We start from the raw sequence: 16,675 nt of genomic DNA, 5'->3' as shown, positions 1-16,675 counted from the left end.
CACTTAAATATCTGAGCTTCCTTCTGGAGCATCGTCCTGGTGCTGAAATGTCAGACGGGGAATTGGAACAATTTGCCCCGTGTAGTAAATTGGCTCAGGAAACTTGTAAATAAAATGTAGTGAAATACTCGCATGGCTGGCATCCTAGCGCGGGGTGTCAGATTTCATTTATAGGGTACGCCCTAAAACTATGCGCTTACGATTGTACCGGATCATCCATTTATGAATTACTGTGTGATTCTGATAATCGTTGAAGTAATCATTGCTGCTCTAATGCGGATCAAGTGGACCGGAAGGGCAGCTGCGCTTTGCTTCAGTGAGATTATGGTTGGCATCATCAGTATGTTTATTTTTGATGCAATGAAGCCGGATTCCATTGGCTATTGTGTGTTTATTACATTGGTTTATCTGGTTGGTAACCTTGTATTCCTTACTACTAATTCCAGTAAGTATGCAAGTGAAGAGAAACCAGTTCCTGCTGGAATCATTATTTCGACCCTGATGTATGCCATTGCGGCCTATTTCATACTTGCAATCCCAGCAGAGCTTTTATGGCAGAAGTACATTGAACAGACATTTCCATCTGCAGTAGTCGGATTTATGGTAGTTTACTGGGCTTTACGAATCGTGATCTGTGGAGGAATCCTTGTGAAAGGGATCATAAGAGCTAAGAAATCGTTATCAGATGATCAGATCGGTGAAAGGTGGGATATAGATGGAAGAGAAGAATCCTCATCCAAATCAGTATAAGGAACCACATTTTACGTGTGAGATCCATTATGGTCCGGATAGCGATAAGTACATCAGAGAATATCAGCAGATGAAAGCGGCATCATTTAGAGAACAACTGGAGAAGTTTAACCGGCAGGAATTATTGAAGTTAAGGACAATGTTGGAGGAGTACCATAAGGGATAAGAATAAAAACGGAGGAGAGTGACTAAAGTATGATAATCGAGACAGCATTAGTGGAACTAGCAAAAGCAGGGGGAACGGAACTATTTCTCTCATCGAGTGAAAGCCTACTGAAGAAGGTTAAAACAGCAAAAGATATAAAACAATTATTCATTAATACGGGTGAATTTTTTGTTGATTATGAAAATGATGCAGATCAATTATTTGATGATATGGCCAACGTGCTTTCAAAGGAGAATATGACAAAGCTGGCCAATGAATTGAAGGATGAACCAGGATATAAATTAAAGGATAGGCTACTCAATTCATTGATGGTAATCATGAAAGAATATGAAATCCCGCACGGCATGGCTCTGTCATATGCGAACGCAATTCTATTTGCAATTATGGGGCAACTTCCGGTGGTTGCACCAGACAAATATGATCGTGCATATCAAGCTGAATGGAAAGCAGAGCAGGAAGAAAGCTTTAAGGAGTTAGCAGAGAAATTTGAGAGATTAAGAAATGAACTTCAGATATATCAAAGTCGACATTTAGAGATATTATCAGCTGATGCGATTGATTTAGATATCAGGCGTCAAACTACTGATCCTAAGATAGGTTTTGACTTCTTTAATGTGGATGACGATACATTTAAGGAAGCACTTGAAAGTAAGAAAAATGATGAAGTTATAGCGATAAAAGCGCGATGCAAAGAAGAAGCTATCTATTGCACAATAAATGAATTATGGATGCAAGGAGAAAATCGTCCAATATTCATAGTGAAGAATGAAGAAGACTGGAAGAGCTTACTTCAGATAAAGGATGCTGGAAATATTTATATACCATGGTTTTATTCAGATCAAATTGTAGCCATTCCTAATAATACTAATATATTTGTATTTACTGAACGTGTTCCGTCATTTATTAAAGGGGAGATAAATTTACGCCCACGTACATACTCTACAATATCAGCATCTTTACAGAGAGCGGGGATGGGAATAAATGAAGCCAATAAATTAGTATCAGAGACTCATGGCCTATTTATACCGTTAAAGAAGAAATTGTTTAATGGAGCATATTTAAAAGAGCCTAGATGGTTAAATGGATTACATCGCAATATTAAGGAAACAGCATTATTGATAGGCCAATGGACAGATTGTGATGGTGACAAGGCAGTTATAGAATCCTTAAGTGGCATTAAGTATCAAGATTTTATTTCAGAGATAAAGGAATATGCTAGGGATGAAGATCCATTTATTCATATCGTAGATATCAATTCAACAAAGGAATATTATCTGGCAAGTGCTGAAAATGCATGGGATTATATTGATGTTGATAATGATAGTGAGATCTGGAATAAATTTAAGGATGTTCTTCTTGAAGTTATAAATGAGGCAGAAAAACTATTCACATATTCATCTCAAGAAAAGCTTGTTGCACAGTTTAAAGGAGAAAAATTCTTTTGGTCTGCAGTAATAAGAAAAGGGATGTTACGTAGTCTTATTATGAAGGCTTACTATAAAAAAGATAATAATTGCCAAGTTCAGTTAGATTCTTTAGTAAGCAAAATTTTGGGATATATCCAAACTTCAGAACAGTGGCATTATATTTCAAACTTTTTTGTTGATTTATGTGAGGTATCACCGAATAGTGTGCTTAATAAGCTAGAAGAAGAACAAATTAATCCTACGGGTCTAATGGAGCTGTTTGAAAATCAATCATCTGATTTCTTATTCGGCAGGAATGATTATATTGAGATTTTGTGGGGAGTTGAGGAGTTCCTTGTACAGAGAGAATACGCATCACGTGCATATTCATGGCTTCTATATCTTGATAATTTATCTTTTGAATACAAATCAAATTCACCAAAGGATATCTTTGGGAAATTACTATGCCCGTGGCATAATTTTTCAGCATTTAGCAAAAGTAATGACAAAATAGAGATTGCAGCTAAGGCATTAGCAAAAGATAAAAATGCATGGGGCCATATTTTTGGAGCACTACCAACAGGACATGCAAGTATTTTTGGCGACTTACATGCACCTAAATATAGAAATCATGTGGAAGAAGACACAATAACCAGAAAAGAGATGTATGACACCAATTTGGGATATATAGACCTTCTTTTAAAAGCAACTGATTTTAAACCCCAAAGGTGGAATGATCTGTTAAATATATATGATGAAGTTGAACCAGATATTCGAAAGAAGATTAAGGAAAAATTATTATTTGAAATTGCACAGATGGACGATGATGAAAGGCTGATAATCAAGAATAACATCAGAAGACTGGTTTATAAGCATCGATATTTTGCGTCAGCTGAATGGGCTATGGGCGAAGATTTGATTGGTGAGATGCTTGATATACTAGATTCAATAAACTTCACCCAACAAGAATATGATTTTGAATATCTATTTAGACCTTCGTATGATGGTATTATTCTGGATCCAGTTCCTTATGATGTGGATGACAAAAGAGATATAAACGAAAGCAAAACAAAAGATCTCCTTGTCAAAAAATTAAACGAGTTTAAAGAAAATAATTATAGCCTGGAATTATTATCAAAGCTCTGTGCGCAGGAGAAGTCTTCCTATCTAGGTCGAGTATTGTCGGATTATTGGGCTGATGATTTTTTTGATAAAAATGTATTCGCATCACTATATAAGTGCCAGAGTAAACATGAGATGGCAATAGAATACATTGAAGGATTGGCTCGCAGAGGAGTTGATGTATATACTAATGTAAACGAATTAAGTGAGTGCGTAGAGTTAGATGATGATTTTAGAATTATACTATTTAGAATCGAAGCTTTATATACAGATAAGAAACCATTAGTCGATAATGCTTCAGTAGAAATAAAACGTGCATTTTGGAAAGATTTTCGATGGTTTTCATCTAATAATATGGATTGGGCAGTGGCAGAGTGCCAGCAGTATGGAACAGTTAATACGTATTTGGATTTATTGTATAGATTCCATGAAAATCGAAATCTTACACCAGAGCAATTGCTTGAAAAAATGCAACGGATTGATGTGATGGAACGAGGAAGTAATAATTCGATGACGGATCATTATTTAAAAGAATTACTAAAGCCATTACAGGAGCAATGCATTGAAGATCGAGATAAATGTGCAAAGATAGCGCATATTGAGATTGCATTCTTTTATCTATTGGACTGGGAAGATATGAAGTGCTTTCAAAAGGAAATAAAGCACGATCCTGAAATGTATGCAGAAATGGTCTCAGTTATATTTAGACATGATGGTGATGATCCCGAAGAAAGAAAGACAGAAGAGTTTCGTAATTATGCGAAGGTAATACATAGGTTGTTTGATATGGCAAAGTTTTGTCCATGTGAAGAAAATGGCACTGTTAGTTATGATGAGATTAAGGTGTGGGTAGATAAATTGATACGAATACTTGATTCGAATCACCAAAAAGAAATGTTTGGATATGTGTTAGGAAGGTTGTTTGTATATGCACCTAAAGCAGCTGATGGTCATTATCCATGTGAAGCAGTGTGCCAGATTATAGAGGAATATGGGGATGAATCTTTACTGAGTGAATATAGATGTGAGTTGTTCAATAAAAGAGGAATATTTAGTCCTTCAGCAGGTAGGGCAGAGAAAGACATTGCAGAAGATTACAAAGATAATGCAGATTTTTTGAGCATTAAGTACCCGAAGACTGCTGATGTGTTTTTCAAAATGTCACAAAGATATGTATATGATTCTGACCTAGAAAGACGACGTGCCGAAAATGGATATTTTTAGAATTTAGTCTTTGAAATACAATTTGTAGAGGAAATGTAGAGGCTATGTAGATTGTAATGCATTTTAAAGGCTGATATTATTATCATAGACAAACGTGAACGAAATCACCGGAGTGGTGACGGACCTCACGTTTGTTTTTCTTTTGCAGAAGAATTGAATATGGACATTGTAGAGAGCGTCAGCTCGTAATTAGAAGATTGCGAGTCTGGCGCTTTTTTCATATCTGCAATTCCGGGTGACGATCCGGATTAACCAAATCAAAAACAGAAAGGAAAACAAAACTATGTATTATGAACAGTTCAAAGAACGAATCGAAGAGGATCTTCACCAGGCACTTGCTGATCATGGTATTGATGCAAACCTCAGTCAGCATCACGTTGAGAAGCTGAATGCTTCCTATGATGCAATTAGCGTCACTCCGGAGGGCAGTCACATCGGTGTGAATGCAAATCTCAGTGCCATGTTCGAGGCAATCGAGAATGGTCAGGATTACAACGAGGTAGTGTCCAGAGCATCTGAATTGATGTAGAAAATAGTGAGCATATTGACGCAGAGAGAACGAAGATGAATGTGTACTGGGATTGTTATCAGGGGTACAGCCTGCAGAATGATAAGGACGAGCGGGCGAGATTCACTTTTACGGAAATAGAAAAAGCATATTATGTTGAGAAATATTCAGACCATGTGGACGGTCAGAATGAGAGAAACCGGAAAGCAAGACACTATGACCGAGTAAAAACGATTGATGCTATTCTTGAAAATAATAAAACGTGTCCGGAAGAAACTTTATTACAGCTTGGAAACATGGATGGTGCGGTGTCTGCTGATGTGCTTGCACAGGTCAGTGCAGAATATTTCGAGGAATTTAACAGACGGTATGGTTCCCATGTTCATATACTGGACTGGGCTTTGCATCTTGATGAAGCAACACCACATATTCATGAACGGCATGTATTTGATGCTGTGAATCAGTATGGAGAATTATGTCCCCAACAGGATAAGGCATTGGAAGAACTTGGCTTTGAACTTCCGAAGCCGAATGAGAAAAAGGGAAAGTACAATAACCGGAAGATGGTTTTTGATGAAGAGTGCAGAAAACTATTTATCAGCATCTGTCAGAATCATGGACTGACGATTGATGTTGAGCCGGTGTATGGCGGTGCAAGCTATCTGGAGAAGCAGGATTTTATCATCATGAATCAGAAGAAACGCATTGAGGAAAAACAGGCTGTTCTTGATGGTCTTGTGATGAAGATAGAGGACGTAAACGCAGTCATTGAACGGTGCTTGTAGAGTGTGGAAAAATGCTGTTAAAGAACGGGTACAAAGTCAAAGTCCTGAACACCACTAACTTTAAAAAATCAATGCACTACAATCCTTTCGCTTATATCCGGAGTGAAAAGGACATTTTGAAACTCGTAAACACAATTATCTTAAACACCAAAGGAGAGAGACTGCAATCCGGTGAAGATTTCTGGGTGAAAGCCGAAAAGCTCTACTACACAGCCCATATCGGATATATCTGGTATGAGTGTGTGGAGGAAGAACAGAATTTTACCACCCTGCTTGACATGATCAATGCCAGTGAAGCAAGACAGAGCTGATGGAGGACCTCAGACGGGTAATGCCGCACATAAAGGACAGCGATATGGAGGAGCTTGCAGAGCAGGTGTTAGGAAAGCTCCAGAACATGAGCGATGAGGAATTTGCCGGGGTGGTATTGGAACCGGCAGAGGAAATATCGTAAGTGGTGCTGGTATTATTCGACACGAAATGATATAATATTTTCAGTCAGATTAGAGCAAGTAGGGATAGTCTTGCGGTTGTCCTTTCTGGAGACGGAAAGGAGGTCGGTATGGATACTTTAGAAGTGCTTACGCTTTTATTGGTTGTATTTGCAGCCTTGACATACATAGACAATAAACATAACCGCAAATAAACGGAAAGGCTATCCTCTACTCGCAATAGAGGATAGCCTGTAATCCGTTAATAAACTTAACGCTTTATAAGTTTCCGATTGTGCAACCGTTGGACACGCTAATATCCTTCGGTTTCTAACCTGATTATAAACCACTATTGCAGATTTTGCAAGAGGTTTAGGAAATAGGGGTGTCTTGCGCACCTCTATTTTTTTGCGCATTTACAGGTTTGGAGTATTCTTTTTTTTCAGCTGCTCCTGTGCAGCATCAGGCGGCGTGGTTCGTCCGAGATACTGATTAAGATTAGGGATACTTCCCTATGGAAATTTGTTCCGTTCAGTCGGCAGGCTGAATGTGAAAAATTTCGCCTGTGTCATGACACAGGCAGTGCTTGCTATGGTTGTTTTCGACACTCCCAAAGGGTGTGTCGGTGTTTGGAAAACTATAGTTTTGGTACAGAGGGAACAGGCAAGGTTAAGGATAGATAAAATTAATTCACACGATATTAAGCGAGAAATTTAGATTCGTTTATATACTTATTGAGCTATTCGGCATTACACAACATTACAATTACATTCCAAAGCATTATAATTGTTTCATTTGATGATAGATGCTAAAATAACTAATTTAAGAAAAGAGGTGGTCATGTGATTAACATTGCAATTTGTGATGATGAAAAATACATATCAGATAAAGTTAAAAAGCTGGCACTTGATTTTTTTCACAGAAAAAATGTAGAAATAAAAATTTCACAATTTTGGAGTGGCGAGGAATTACTAAGATACAACAAAAGTATAGATATTTTGTTTTTAGATATTCAAATGGATGGCATAGATGGTATGGAAACTGCAAGAAAGCTGCGTAGTAAGAATTATAAAGGCTACCTGATTTTTATAACCGTTTTAAAGGAAATGGTATTTCAGGCTTTTGAAGTGCAGGCATATGATTATCTGGTAAAGCCAATTGAAGAAGAATATTTTGACAAAAAAATGGAGAGATTATTTGCTTCCATGCAAAATGCCAATGAAGCAAACTTGCTTGTTCAGAAAGGATACGAGAGCAATATTATTTCCTTTGATGACATCGTTTTTTGTGAAATTATAGACAGAAAAATATATCTGCATTTAAAGTTGGGAGAAGTTATTGATTACTATGACAAAATTGAAAATCTTGAAACAAAACTGGATGGGAGATTTTTCAAATGTCATAGAAGTTATTTAATTAATTTGAGCTATTTGAAAAGTTATAAAAATGGAATGGCATATATGATAAATGATCAGACGATACCGGTATCACGCTTACGGAGCAAAGAATTTTCAAGTGTTGTTTTGAAATATATGAAGGAACGGAGAGTGTGAAAGAATGGATGGATTAGATATTTTCAATGTATATGTTATGGGAAGCATTGAAATGTTGACAGTTTTTCATTTCTTTACCAGATTTCTTAAGAAAAAGGTAAAGTTTATTTATTATATATTGTTTGCTATTTTTGGAATTGCTGTTATTAGGATTTTTACGGATGGCAGTATTATGGAGTTATTGGTATATGTTCTGCTGTTGATGGCAGGTGGATTTTTTATATGTAAAACATATAATATATTTGTCGGTTTATATGCGGTTGTAATGATTGAAATAATGCACTTATGCTATGGAATTTCTAATTCGGTATCGTGTATTTTATCTCCATTTTTATTTTTGGAGAACCCTAAAGCAGTTAGCTTTTTCTTTATGATAATAAGTAGCATTATAGCTCTTGTTACATCTGTTTTGTGTTATCAGGTTATAAATAAATATTTTTTATATGATGAAACAGTTAGGACAAAATATGCTCTTATGATTTTAATACCGACTTTATTGATTTTTTTAGCGAGTGAATATATTAGTTTAAATATTTATGGAGATACCATTACGATAGAAGCAGATGGCAGTTTACCTGGCATAAGTCCATTTCCAATACTGTTTATACAGATATTAGGGATAGCCAGTCTGTTTTGTATCATGTTTTCTTACAAAAAATTGATGGAAAGTTTCAAATTAAGCAGAGAGTTATCACTGTTAGAATTGGAAAAACATTCTTTGAATCAGTATGTGGAGGAAGCAAAAATACGTTATGAGAAAACAAAATCATTTCGGCATGATGTGAAAAATCATATATCCATTGTCAAAGAATTGGTACAGAATGGGAATATAGATGCCGCATTGAAGTATATGAGTGATATGGAAAATTTAACAGCGGATATGTCATTTCCGGTAAGCACTAATAATCCTGTACTTGATATTCTGATTGGAAATAAATTGGGAATAGCTAAAAACAATCAGATAGTGGTGCAATGTTCATTTATTGCTTCATATCCATGTGGAATTGCTGATATTGACTTCTGTATTATTTTTTCTAATGCATTAGATAATGCTATTTCAGCCTGCAATCGAATGAACCATGACGAACAAAAATATATTCATGTAACGGGAAAAGTGCAGGGTGATTTTCTATTGATTGAAATAAGTAATAGTTACAGTGGGAGAGGGAGCCTTCGCAGCGGAACCGGACTTGCCAACATAAAAGCAGTTGCAGAAAAATATCATGGAGCTATGGAAGTAAGAACAGATGGAGAAAAATTTACTTTAAGTGTTCTTTTAATCATTCCGCAACAATCAGAAAGCATTTCACAACAAGTTTGTTAAAAACAGCTATATGAATGACGAATAGAAAATTGTAGGTATATTTAATTGTAACAAAGTAAAGGAGGACGATTTATGTCAATGGAAATAAGCGGTAATTATAAGGATTACAAAAATGAGTATTTAGAAAGGGCACAGACAGAGCAGGATAAAGTAAAAAGAACTTCACAAGAGCAGAGGGCGGAAGATAAAAGTGAGGGGGTTCCAATTCCAAAGGACGAGTATATCAGCAGTGAAAAATCCAGCAGCAAGCCCAGTGGTCTGTATCGTTTAGGACAGGATGAAAACGGTAATCCAAAAGTGATGTATGATGATCCTAAGAGAGCGGCAAAGGCGAAAGATGTTCAACCAAAGGAGGAGCCAGCGAAACAGGCAGAGAAATGTACGACAAATACAGATAATGTTGACAGAGAGATTGAGAAGCTCAAAGAGGAAAAGAAACAGCTTGAACAGCAGATAAAGGCTGCGGCGGGAGACAAAGAAAAGGCTAAGGTATTGGAGAAAAAGCTGGCTCAGATTGAGGGGCAGTTAAGCCAGAAAGATAATGATACATACAGGAGACAGAATGCAGTAATTTCTTAAACAAATTATGTATATGAGGGAGTGAATAAGAGGGAAAGGCTTTATTCACTCCTTTTGCAAAAGGAAAGAAATTCAGATTAAGGTTTAGCGAAATAGATAAGAGTGAGCAGACTTATAATTTAGCAGCTTATCTGATTGCCCAGCTCGGAAAGAATTTTAATGATAAGGCAAAAGGAAGAATAACAGGACAGGAGTTGCTCGAAGCAGCAATCAGGCAAACACAGATTTTACAGTATCAGGTTGGTGGTATGGTAGCATTTGTGGAAGCAGAGAATAAAGAAAAATTGCTTTCTTTTTATGAAAATTATGGTTTTAAACGATTTGCTACTTTTTCTTTTATTAGGGCAGTCCATTGTGGGCTGCCTTTTGTCATGCAAAAATGGAGGTAATCTATGGCAGATAATCAAACAGAGAAACAAAAAGTACAGGAACTTACAGACAACTTTTAAAGGAATGGAGAAGAGCTTGGACAGAGAAAGTGAACGAAAAATTCCGGGAATGTCACATGGCAGCAAGAATTGATCACCGCTCTTACAAAGAGCAGGGAATTGATCTGATTCCGACGATCCATGAAGGGTATGAAGTCCGGGCAATGGAGAAAAAGGGAATTAAAACTGTGATTGGGGAACTGAACCGAGCTATCCGGCAGTTCAACCAGATGTTTATTTCTCTGAAAGAATCCATTCAGTGGATGAAGACAGCGTATGAGGAAATGAAGGACGAACTGGATCGCAGGCAGAATCCGACACTTTTGGAAAGCTTGCAAGATTATTATGATAAGAAAACGCAGGGCAGACCACTGCTCCCAAATTTCTATGCGGAGATGAAACGGAGAGGGAAGAATCTCTCCAACTTACAAGAGTTTGCAAAATCCATCAATTATCTTCAGACCCATAAGATAGAGACAATGGAAGATATCGAACCATTCAATGTAATTTATAAGACTGCGGAGGATGGCATGGGCGATACCATTTTTCAAGTATCAGGAGTAAGTAAAGGTAGATTGACAGAAAATATAGAAAAGCGTATTATAATAACAAGAGGTGGGATTTCCCACACAAATGCTTGCGTAGGAGGTGTTGATAATGGAAGCAATAAAAGATTATGTTGCCCATCTGGATAACAAAAAAAGAATTACTCTCAGAGGAGCTGCTTATCAGTATTATAATGTCAAAGAATACGGAAATGGCTGCATTATTCTGGAACCTCGGGAACTGGCAGTGCCAGAGAGCATTTCAGCCAGAACTCTGGCAGATATGGATCGTGCAGTAAGTAACTTTAAGAGAGGCGATGTTTCCCCGGCTATTGACCTGTCAGATTTTTAAAAGGAATAAGAGATGAATTTTAATATACGAATGGGAATTCCTGAAATGCAGGAACTTTGGTTAGATCTGCAGGAGAAATATCGTTCCGGTAATATAAAAAAGAAGGAAGAACAGTTGTATAAAAAATGGGGAAAGGCTTTAAAGCTGTTGTCGGCTGATCCGGGTTATCCGAGTCTTCAAACCCATGAAATAGAGCCATTATCCAGACGTTATGGAATGAAAGTGAGGCAATCATATCTGGAAAATAAAACCAGTGGCGCAATGAGGATGTACTGGGTTTATGGACCAGACCAGAAAGATATTACAATTATCGGACTGGAGCCACATCCGGAAGATAAGAAAAATGGCGCTTACGACCGAATTTCACTGTCGGATTTGTAGAATAAAACTGAATATGGCACAGACAAGAAAAGATCTGCGGGGCAGAGTTCTGCGGAAAGGTGAATCACAGAGACGTTCAGACGAGAGATATGTATATACTTATACGGATCCTATCGGAAGACGTAAATATGTTTATGCACAAGACCTTGTAACACTTCGGGAAAAAGAAGCACAGCTCATGAAAGATCAGATGGACGGTCTGGATATTTATGTTGCCGGAAAGGCTACAGTAAATTTTGTATTTGACAGCTACATGAGTCTCAAAAACAATCTGAAACCAACGACCAAGAGCAATTATCTTTATATGTATGACCGATTTATCCGGGATACACTTGGAAAGCGAAATATAGCAGAGATTAAGTATTCTGATGTGGTGCAGTTCTATAACCATTTGACCAAGAAGCAGGAACTGAGATGGTTGATGACCACATTCCAGCAGGTGCAAAGCTCTATTAAAATGAATGGGAATGCAAATCGAGATTGACCGAACTGAAGGTGAAGAATGCTTCTTGTCTAAAGGGCAAGAAGATGGGGATTAGAAAGTGTTTTTTACAAGGAGGTGATTAGGTGAATGATCAATTCATACAAGGAGTAATATTTGATTGGGATAAAATTGATAAGGATAGTTATCTGAAGGGAATCAGGGCTTTTAAGGGAGTTGAAAAACTTGATTTTAACAAACCAATTACTTTTTTTGTAGGGGAAAATGGCAGCGGTAAATCAACTTTATTGGAAGCACTTGCCGTAGCACATGGTTTTAATCCTGAGGGTGGAACGAAGAATTATGTTTTTTCTACGCATGATACACATTCAGAGTTGTGTGATGCGATAAGAATTGCCAAAGGCTATCGGAAGGAAAAGTGGGGATATTTTCTTAGGGCAGAAAGCTTTTATAATGTTGCAACGCAGGAAGAAGAATATGCAGATATTACACATCCTTCTGCTAAATATCATGAAAAATCACATGGAGAGAGTTTTCTCGCATTAGCACAGAATAATATGAATCCAAATGGCTTGTATCTTTTTGACGAGCCAGAAGCTGCATTATCGCCGCAGAGACAGCTTACATTGTTGATGCAAATATACAGATGTGCAAAAGAGGGAGCACAGTTTATTATAGTTACGCATTCGCCAATTTTGTTAGGAATACCAGATGCAGATATCTATTGTTTTGATAATGGACGCATACATCTGTGCGAATATGAGGATACAGAGAGTTACCAGGTAACAGAAATGTTTATAAATAATAGGCAGATGCTGTTGGATAGATTACTAACAGATTAGATAATAAAGAAATCGATAAATTCAAGTTTGATAAGGAGGTTGAGGTTTGGTTATGAATAACAGTTTAGCAGAAGTGCACTTGTTTTGGGCATAGGATTCTTACCTTCTCTTGTAGTGTGCCTGATTTGGATTGTAAATCAGTCTGTATATTGCAAGGAAGCGTTAAAGTATTCAAAGGCAGGAACTAAGATATGATGATATTAAGCAGGATATGCTTAATATTGTTTTGATTGGATTGGCAAAGAAGTTACCTCGTCAGGATGAAAAGCATGAATTACATCGTCTGTTGAGGGCATTGCTTTCAAAGAGTCTTACACAAAGCGGGAAGCTAAATATAATTGAGAAAGAGTACGATATTCCATTAGAAGAAGATTTAAGAAAGAATTTTTCGAGAATCCGAAGACAGAACGGTTACGGAAGTTTTTACAAACTTTTACTTACGAGAGTGGAGAGGATAAAGAACGGACATACTAACAAAAAAGTTGGAGGTATGTCATGAAACCCAAAAATTATACGGATAAATCAGCGATGCTTGTAGGAACGGATGCAGATCCGGTTACCGCAGGACCAAAACATTTTGCGGAGAACACACCGGAACAGGAAAAAGAAAATGCCGCAATCCGGCAGAGCAGTATGTACAACGACAAAAACCGCGCACGCATAGATAACAATCAGTTTTTTGAAACAAGAAGTAATCCTTTGAGCAGCAAGGGGAATTGAGGATTTGCTTGACAAAGGTTCTGTCCGAACATCATAATGAATGATAGAGATATCATGTAAAACAGGACGGAGCATAGTATGAATCAGATTTGCAGGGACATTTTCCGGGCGATTCATGAGGGAAAGTGGCTGAAAATCGAATATCGGAACAAAGCGGATCAGATTACAAAATACTGGATTGGAATCCGTGATCTTGATCCGGCAAAACGTACCCTCAAAGTAGATGGTCTGCACCTCGGAATGTATACACTGGGGGAATATGACAAAATTTTTGTGGATTCCATTCTGTCCACGGAAGTCCTTGAAGGAACGTACTGTCCGGAAAACAGGCAGCTGATCGAAGATATCGAGATGCATCCGGAGCGTTATAAAACTATTTTTTCCAGCTCTGCAAATCTGAAAATACTAAATTATCTGGAACTGTGTAACCGCATGGATACGACACCTTACATCACCGATTATGATCTGATCCATTATATCGATGGGGATCGTGTGAAAAACGGACGGTATGCACTTAACGATCAGCAGTTTCAGGAGGTCGTGTCAAATTTCCAGTATTCCCTGTCTCACGAAAAGAAAAAGAGCACCAATTTAAGAATTAAGAAACTGGCACTCAATGTATTGAGTATTCACACGGCGAAGGGGCTATATGTTCTGGCATACCGGAACCTGAACCTTGATGTGAAAAACAGAGTGTTTCAGCCGGATGAAGATATCACAGTCTGCACACAGTTTGGCATTGACGGACAGACAGAAAATGCGCGTAAATTTCTGGATGCGGACGAGTACGAACTGCTGGAAGATTTTGAAAACAATCTGGAAAAAATCAAAGATGCGATTACCGGTCATGGCGGGCAAAAGCCGGTCGTAGATGATATGCCGTATGTGCTGGGGCTTGGGATGGATGTAGTGCTGAATCTGCATGACGAGTACAAAGCCATACTTGATATGTTTGAAAAGCAGCAGGTTACTTATCCAGTCAAAGCCTTCTTCGGGGAATTGTTAGAACGGCCGCGCCGCACCAAGGCGTATCCGATTGCACTGATCAATCAGAACATCAATCTGGATCAGCTGCTGGCGATCAACAACGCCATGAAATATCCGCTTGCCTACATACAGGGGCCACCGGGCACGGGAAAAACAAATACGATCATCAACACGATAATAACGGCGTTTTTTAACAATACGACCGTTTTATTTGCGTCCTACAATAACGTTCCAATCGACAATGTATTTGAAAAACTGACACATCTTGAGTACCATGGACAGACCATTCCGTTTCCGGTACTGCGGCTTGGAAATATAGACAAAGTTAAAGCTGCAATCAGCTACATCAACCGCCTGCGCAATCAGGTGCAGACCGTAAAAATATATACATCCACGCTCGATAAGCGCAAGGATGACCGGGTTGACCGTGCAAAACGTCTTTCTGCGAGACTGAAAGAGTATGAGGAAATTCTGGATTTAAAGGAGCGGAAAGAGACACTTTCGCATCTGATGGAATATCAGGAACATATCAAAAATGCCATGAACCTGCTCCCGTTTCAGATGGACCTGCAGGGATACCAGATGCAGAGGCTCGATCAGAGAATCCACCAGATTGGCGAAATTTCCGATTCGGATGCTCTGCAGCTTCTCGACCGCAACGAAGAAGAATTTTATCAGTATTTATTTTATACGTCTGCGCGTTATATCAAGACACTCGAAGAACCCAAATATCAGGAACTGCGGGAGATTTTAGATTCTGGAGAAAATCCAGAGACACAGGCGCGGGCATTCAACAAATACATGCAGAAATCCGAAAATGTAAAGAAGCTGCAGCGTGTTTTTCCAATCATTATCACTACCTGCATATCGGCACATAAGATCGGGGAACCGGAGCCGTTGTTTGACATGACTATTATGGACGAGGCCAGCCAGTGTAACGTTGCGATCTCTCTTGTCCCGATTATCCGTGGAGAGAAACTGATGCTTGTGGGAGATCCGCAGCAGCTGAATCCGGTTATTCTGCTCGGAGAACTGACCAACCGCAAGCTGCGACGGCGATATCATGTGGCAGAAGAATATGATTACAGAAAGAATTCGGTTTACAAAACGTATCTGGCATGTGATGCGGTGAGTGATGAAGTGCTTTTGCGCAGCCATTACCGCTGCAACAGAGAAATTATTGGATTTAACAATAAAAAATATTACAATTCCAAACTGCAGATCTGTTCAAAAAGCAAAGAGCCGGAGCCGCTTGTCTATGTAGATGTAAAAAGCGATCGTGCCGAGATCAAAAATACATCTCCGGCGGAAGCAGACGAGGTCATTGCATACGCGAAGCAGAACACGGACAAAAGTATCGCGGTGATCACACCGTTTGTAAACCAGCGGGCACTGATCGAGCAGGCGATCAAAGAAAACCACCTCGAAAATTTAGTCTGTGGAACGGTGCATGCTTTTCAGGGAGATGAAAAGGATGTGGTGCTTTTTTCCACGGCACTGTCCGACCGCACCAATGCCGGTACCTATCAGTGGCTGAAAAACAATAAGGAACTGATCAATGTTGCAACCTCACGGGCGAAAGACAAACTTGTTCTGCTCGCAGACAGCAAAGAACTGGAGCGTCTGCATGCAGGACAGGCAGACGATGATCTTTATGAACTTGCGCAGTACATCAAAACCAACGGGAAGTCAGAGATCACGGAAAAACATATCAGTTCCCGTGCACTTGGCATCCAGCCGTTTTCTACTGCTACCGAAAATGCATTTCTTGAAAACCTGACGCATGCGCTCGAAAATATCTGGCTTTCCCAGAGTAAGTATGTGATTCACAAAGAAGTTGCCATATCGCAGGTGTTTCAGGACAACATGACATATGATGATCTGTTTTATATGGGGCGCTTTGATTTTGTTGTGTACGAAAAGCAGGGAAAAAAGGAACTGCCGGTTCTGGCAATCGAACTTGACGGGAAAGAGCATTTTGAGGATGCGGTGGTGCAGGAGCGCGACCGGAAGAAAAATGCCATCTGTGAGGCACACAATATGGAGATTATACGGGTGGAGAATTCTTATGCCAGAAGGTATAATCATATTAAGGGAATTCTGATGGATTATTTTTCGAGGGTGCATTAA

At 38.6% G+C, this 16,675-nt stretch carries 15 protein-coding genes and 3 pseudogenes; all 18 read left to right on the top strand.

Going from position 1 to position 16,675, the window contains the following annotated elements:
- Positions 1-222 precede the first annotated feature (222 nt).
- The 18 genes and pseudogenes from M72_RS12265 to M72_RS12180 all read left to right on the top strand — a co-directional run bounded on the left by M72_RS12265 (position 223) and on the right by M72_RS12180 (position 16,675).
- Complete coding sequence (locus M72_RS12265) at positions 223-750, top strand: hypothetical protein (protein ID WP_055068410.1); 528 nt, start codon at positions 223-225, stop codon at positions 748-750.
- The gene (locus M72_RS12260; protein ID WP_055068409.1) at positions 716-916 is read left to right on the top strand and encodes a hypothetical protein; all 201 of its coding nucleotides are present in this window, start codon (positions 716-718) and stop codon (positions 914-916) included. The genes M72_RS12265 and M72_RS12260 overlap by 35 nt, the downstream gene beginning before the upstream one ends.
- A gap of 29 nt (positions 917-945) precedes the next feature.
- Positions 946-4,668, top strand: a complete 3,723-nt coding sequence (locus M72_RS12255) for a dehydroquinate synthase/iron-containing alcohol dehydrogenase family protein (RefSeq protein ID WP_055068408.1) — start codon at positions 946-948, stop codon at positions 4,666-4,668.
- Between the two features lie 283 nt (positions 4,669-4,951).
- Positions 4,952-5,197 carry a DUF5688 family protein gene (locus M72_RS12250; protein ID WP_055068407.1) on the top strand — a complete coding sequence of 82 codons (246 nt, stop codon included), beginning with the start codon at positions 4,952-4,954 and terminating at the stop codon, positions 5,195-5,197.
- 35 nt (positions 5,198-5,232) lie between these two features.
- Positions 5,233-5,961 carry a plasmid recombination protein gene (locus tag M72_RS12245; RefSeq protein ID WP_261291829.1) on the top strand — a complete coding sequence of 243 codons (729 nt, stop codon included), beginning with the start codon at positions 5,233-5,235 and terminating at the stop codon, positions 5,959-5,961.
- Positions 5,949-6,266, top strand: a pseudogene (locus M72_RS12240) (type IV secretory system conjugative DNA transfer family protein); the annotation flags it as partial. The gene M72_RS12245 and the pseudogene M72_RS12240, both read left to right, overlap by 13 nt.
- A gap of 26 nt (positions 6,267-6,292) precedes the next feature.
- A complete protein-coding gene (locus M72_RS16530) occupies positions 6,293-6,415 on the top strand; it encodes a transposon-transfer assisting family protein (RefSeq protein WP_314733828.1) in 123 nt (40 codons plus the stop codon).
- An 819-nt stretch (positions 6,416-7,234) separates the two neighbouring features.
- Positions 7,235-7,945, top strand: coding sequence for a LytR/AlgR family response regulator transcription factor (locus M72_RS12235; RefSeq protein ID WP_055068405.1), 711 nt, complete (start codon positions 7,235-7,237; stop codon positions 7,943-7,945).
- A 4-nt stretch (positions 7,946-7,949) separates the two neighbouring features.
- Positions 7,950-9,269 carry a sensor histidine kinase gene (locus M72_RS12230; RefSeq protein ID WP_055068404.1) on the top strand — a complete coding sequence of 440 codons (1,320 nt, stop codon included), beginning with the start codon at positions 7,950-7,952 and terminating at the stop codon, positions 9,267-9,269.
- Positions 9,270-9,341: 72 nt separating this feature from the next.
- On the top strand, positions 9,342-9,848 hold the full coding sequence (locus tag M72_RS12225; RefSeq protein ID WP_055068403.1) for a hypothetical protein: 507 nt from the start codon (positions 9,342-9,344) through the stop codon (positions 9,846-9,848).
- Between the two features lie 451 nt (positions 9,849-10,299).
- Positions 10,300-10,971, top strand: a pseudogene (locus M72_RS12215) (MobA/MobL family protein); the annotation flags it as partial.
- A complete protein-coding gene (locus M72_RS12210; RefSeq protein ID WP_055068402.1) occupies positions 10,934-11,173 on the top strand; it encodes a hypothetical protein in 240 nt (79 codons plus the stop codon). The pseudogene M72_RS12215 and the gene M72_RS12210, both read left to right, overlap by 38 nt.
- A 30-nt stretch (positions 11,174-11,203) precedes the next feature.
- Complete coding sequence (locus M72_RS12205; protein ID WP_261291828.1) at positions 11,204-11,554, top strand: hypothetical protein; 351 nt, start codon at positions 11,204-11,206, stop codon at positions 11,552-11,554.
- A gap of 13 nt (positions 11,555-11,567) precedes the next feature.
- Positions 11,568-11,969: pseudogene (locus M72_RS12200) on the top strand (integrase DNA-binding domain-containing protein); the annotation flags it as partial.
- Between the two features lie 152 nt (positions 11,970-12,121).
- Complete coding sequence (locus M72_RS12195) at positions 12,122-12,838, top strand: AAA family ATPase (protein ID WP_006856526.1); 717 nt, start codon at positions 12,122-12,124, stop codon at positions 12,836-12,838.
- A 235-nt stretch (positions 12,839-13,073) separates the two neighbouring features.
- A complete protein-coding gene (locus M72_RS12190; protein WP_206541830.1) occupies positions 13,074-13,337 on the top strand; it encodes a hypothetical protein in 264 nt (87 codons plus the stop codon).
- Positions 13,334-13,558, top strand: coding sequence for a hypothetical protein (locus M72_RS12185; protein ID WP_022046214.1), 225 nt, complete (start codon positions 13,334-13,336; stop codon positions 13,556-13,558). The genes M72_RS12190 and M72_RS12185 overlap by 4 nt, the downstream gene beginning before the upstream one ends.
- Positions 13,559-13,636: 78 nt before the next feature.
- Positions 13,637-16,675: an AAA domain-containing protein gene (locus M72_RS12180; protein ID WP_022046215.1), complete on the top strand. Its 3,039-nt coding sequence runs from the start codon at positions 13,637-13,639 to the stop codon at positions 16,673-16,675.

This window comes from Roseburia faecis (genome assembly GCF_001406815.1).
GTDB classification, from domain to species: domain Bacteria; phylum Bacillota; class Clostridia; order Lachnospirales; family Lachnospiraceae; genus Roseburia; species Roseburia faecis.
The sequence above is the reverse complement of the archived record's forward strand: the minus strand, read 5'-3'. Positions and strand labels throughout refer to the sequence as shown.

Excerpts from the sequence above, each read along its gene's own strand:
- M72_RS12265 (WP_055068410.1), top strand. The coding sequence starts at position 223 with ATGAATTACTGTGTGATTCTGATAATCGTTGAAGTAATCATTGCTGCT.
- M72_RS12260 (WP_055068409.1), top strand. The coding sequence starts at position 716 with ATGGAAGAGAAGAATCCTCATCCAAATCAGTATAAGGAACCACATTTT.
- M72_RS12255 (WP_055068408.1), top strand. The coding sequence starts at position 946 with ATGATAATCGAGACAGCATTAGTGGAACTAGCAAAAGCAGGGGGAACG.
- M72_RS12250 (WP_055068407.1), top strand. The coding sequence starts at position 4,952 with ATGTATTATGAACAGTTCAAAGAACGAATCGAAGAGGATCTTCACCAG.
- M72_RS12245 (WP_261291829.1), top strand. The coding sequence starts at position 5,233 with ATGAATGTGTACTGGGATTGTTATCAGGGGTACAGCCTGCAGAATGAT.
- M72_RS16530 (WP_314733828.1), top strand. The coding sequence starts at position 6,293 with ATGCCGCACATAAAGGACAGCGATATGGAGGAGCTTGCAGAGCAGGTG.
- M72_RS12230 (WP_055068404.1), top strand. The coding sequence starts at position 7,950 with ATGGATGGATTAGATATTTTCAATGTATATGTTATGGGAAGCATTGAA.
- M72_RS12225 (WP_055068403.1), top strand. The coding sequence starts at position 9,342 with ATGTCAATGGAAATAAGCGGTAATTATAAGGATTACAAAAATGAGTAT.
- M72_RS12210 (WP_055068402.1), top strand. The coding sequence starts at position 10,934 with ATGGAAGCAATAAAAGATTATGTTGCCCATCTGGATAACAAAAAAAGA.
- M72_RS12205 (WP_261291828.1), top strand. The coding sequence starts at position 11,204 with ATGGGAATTCCTGAAATGCAGGAACTTTGGTTAGATCTGCAGGAGAAA.
- M72_RS12185 (WP_022046214.1), top strand. The coding sequence starts at position 13,334 with ATGAAACCCAAAAATTATACGGATAAATCAGCGATGCTTGTAGGAACG.
- M72_RS12180 (WP_022046215.1), top strand. The coding sequence starts at position 13,637 with ATGAATCAGATTTGCAGGGACATTTTCCGGGCGATTCATGAGGGAAAG.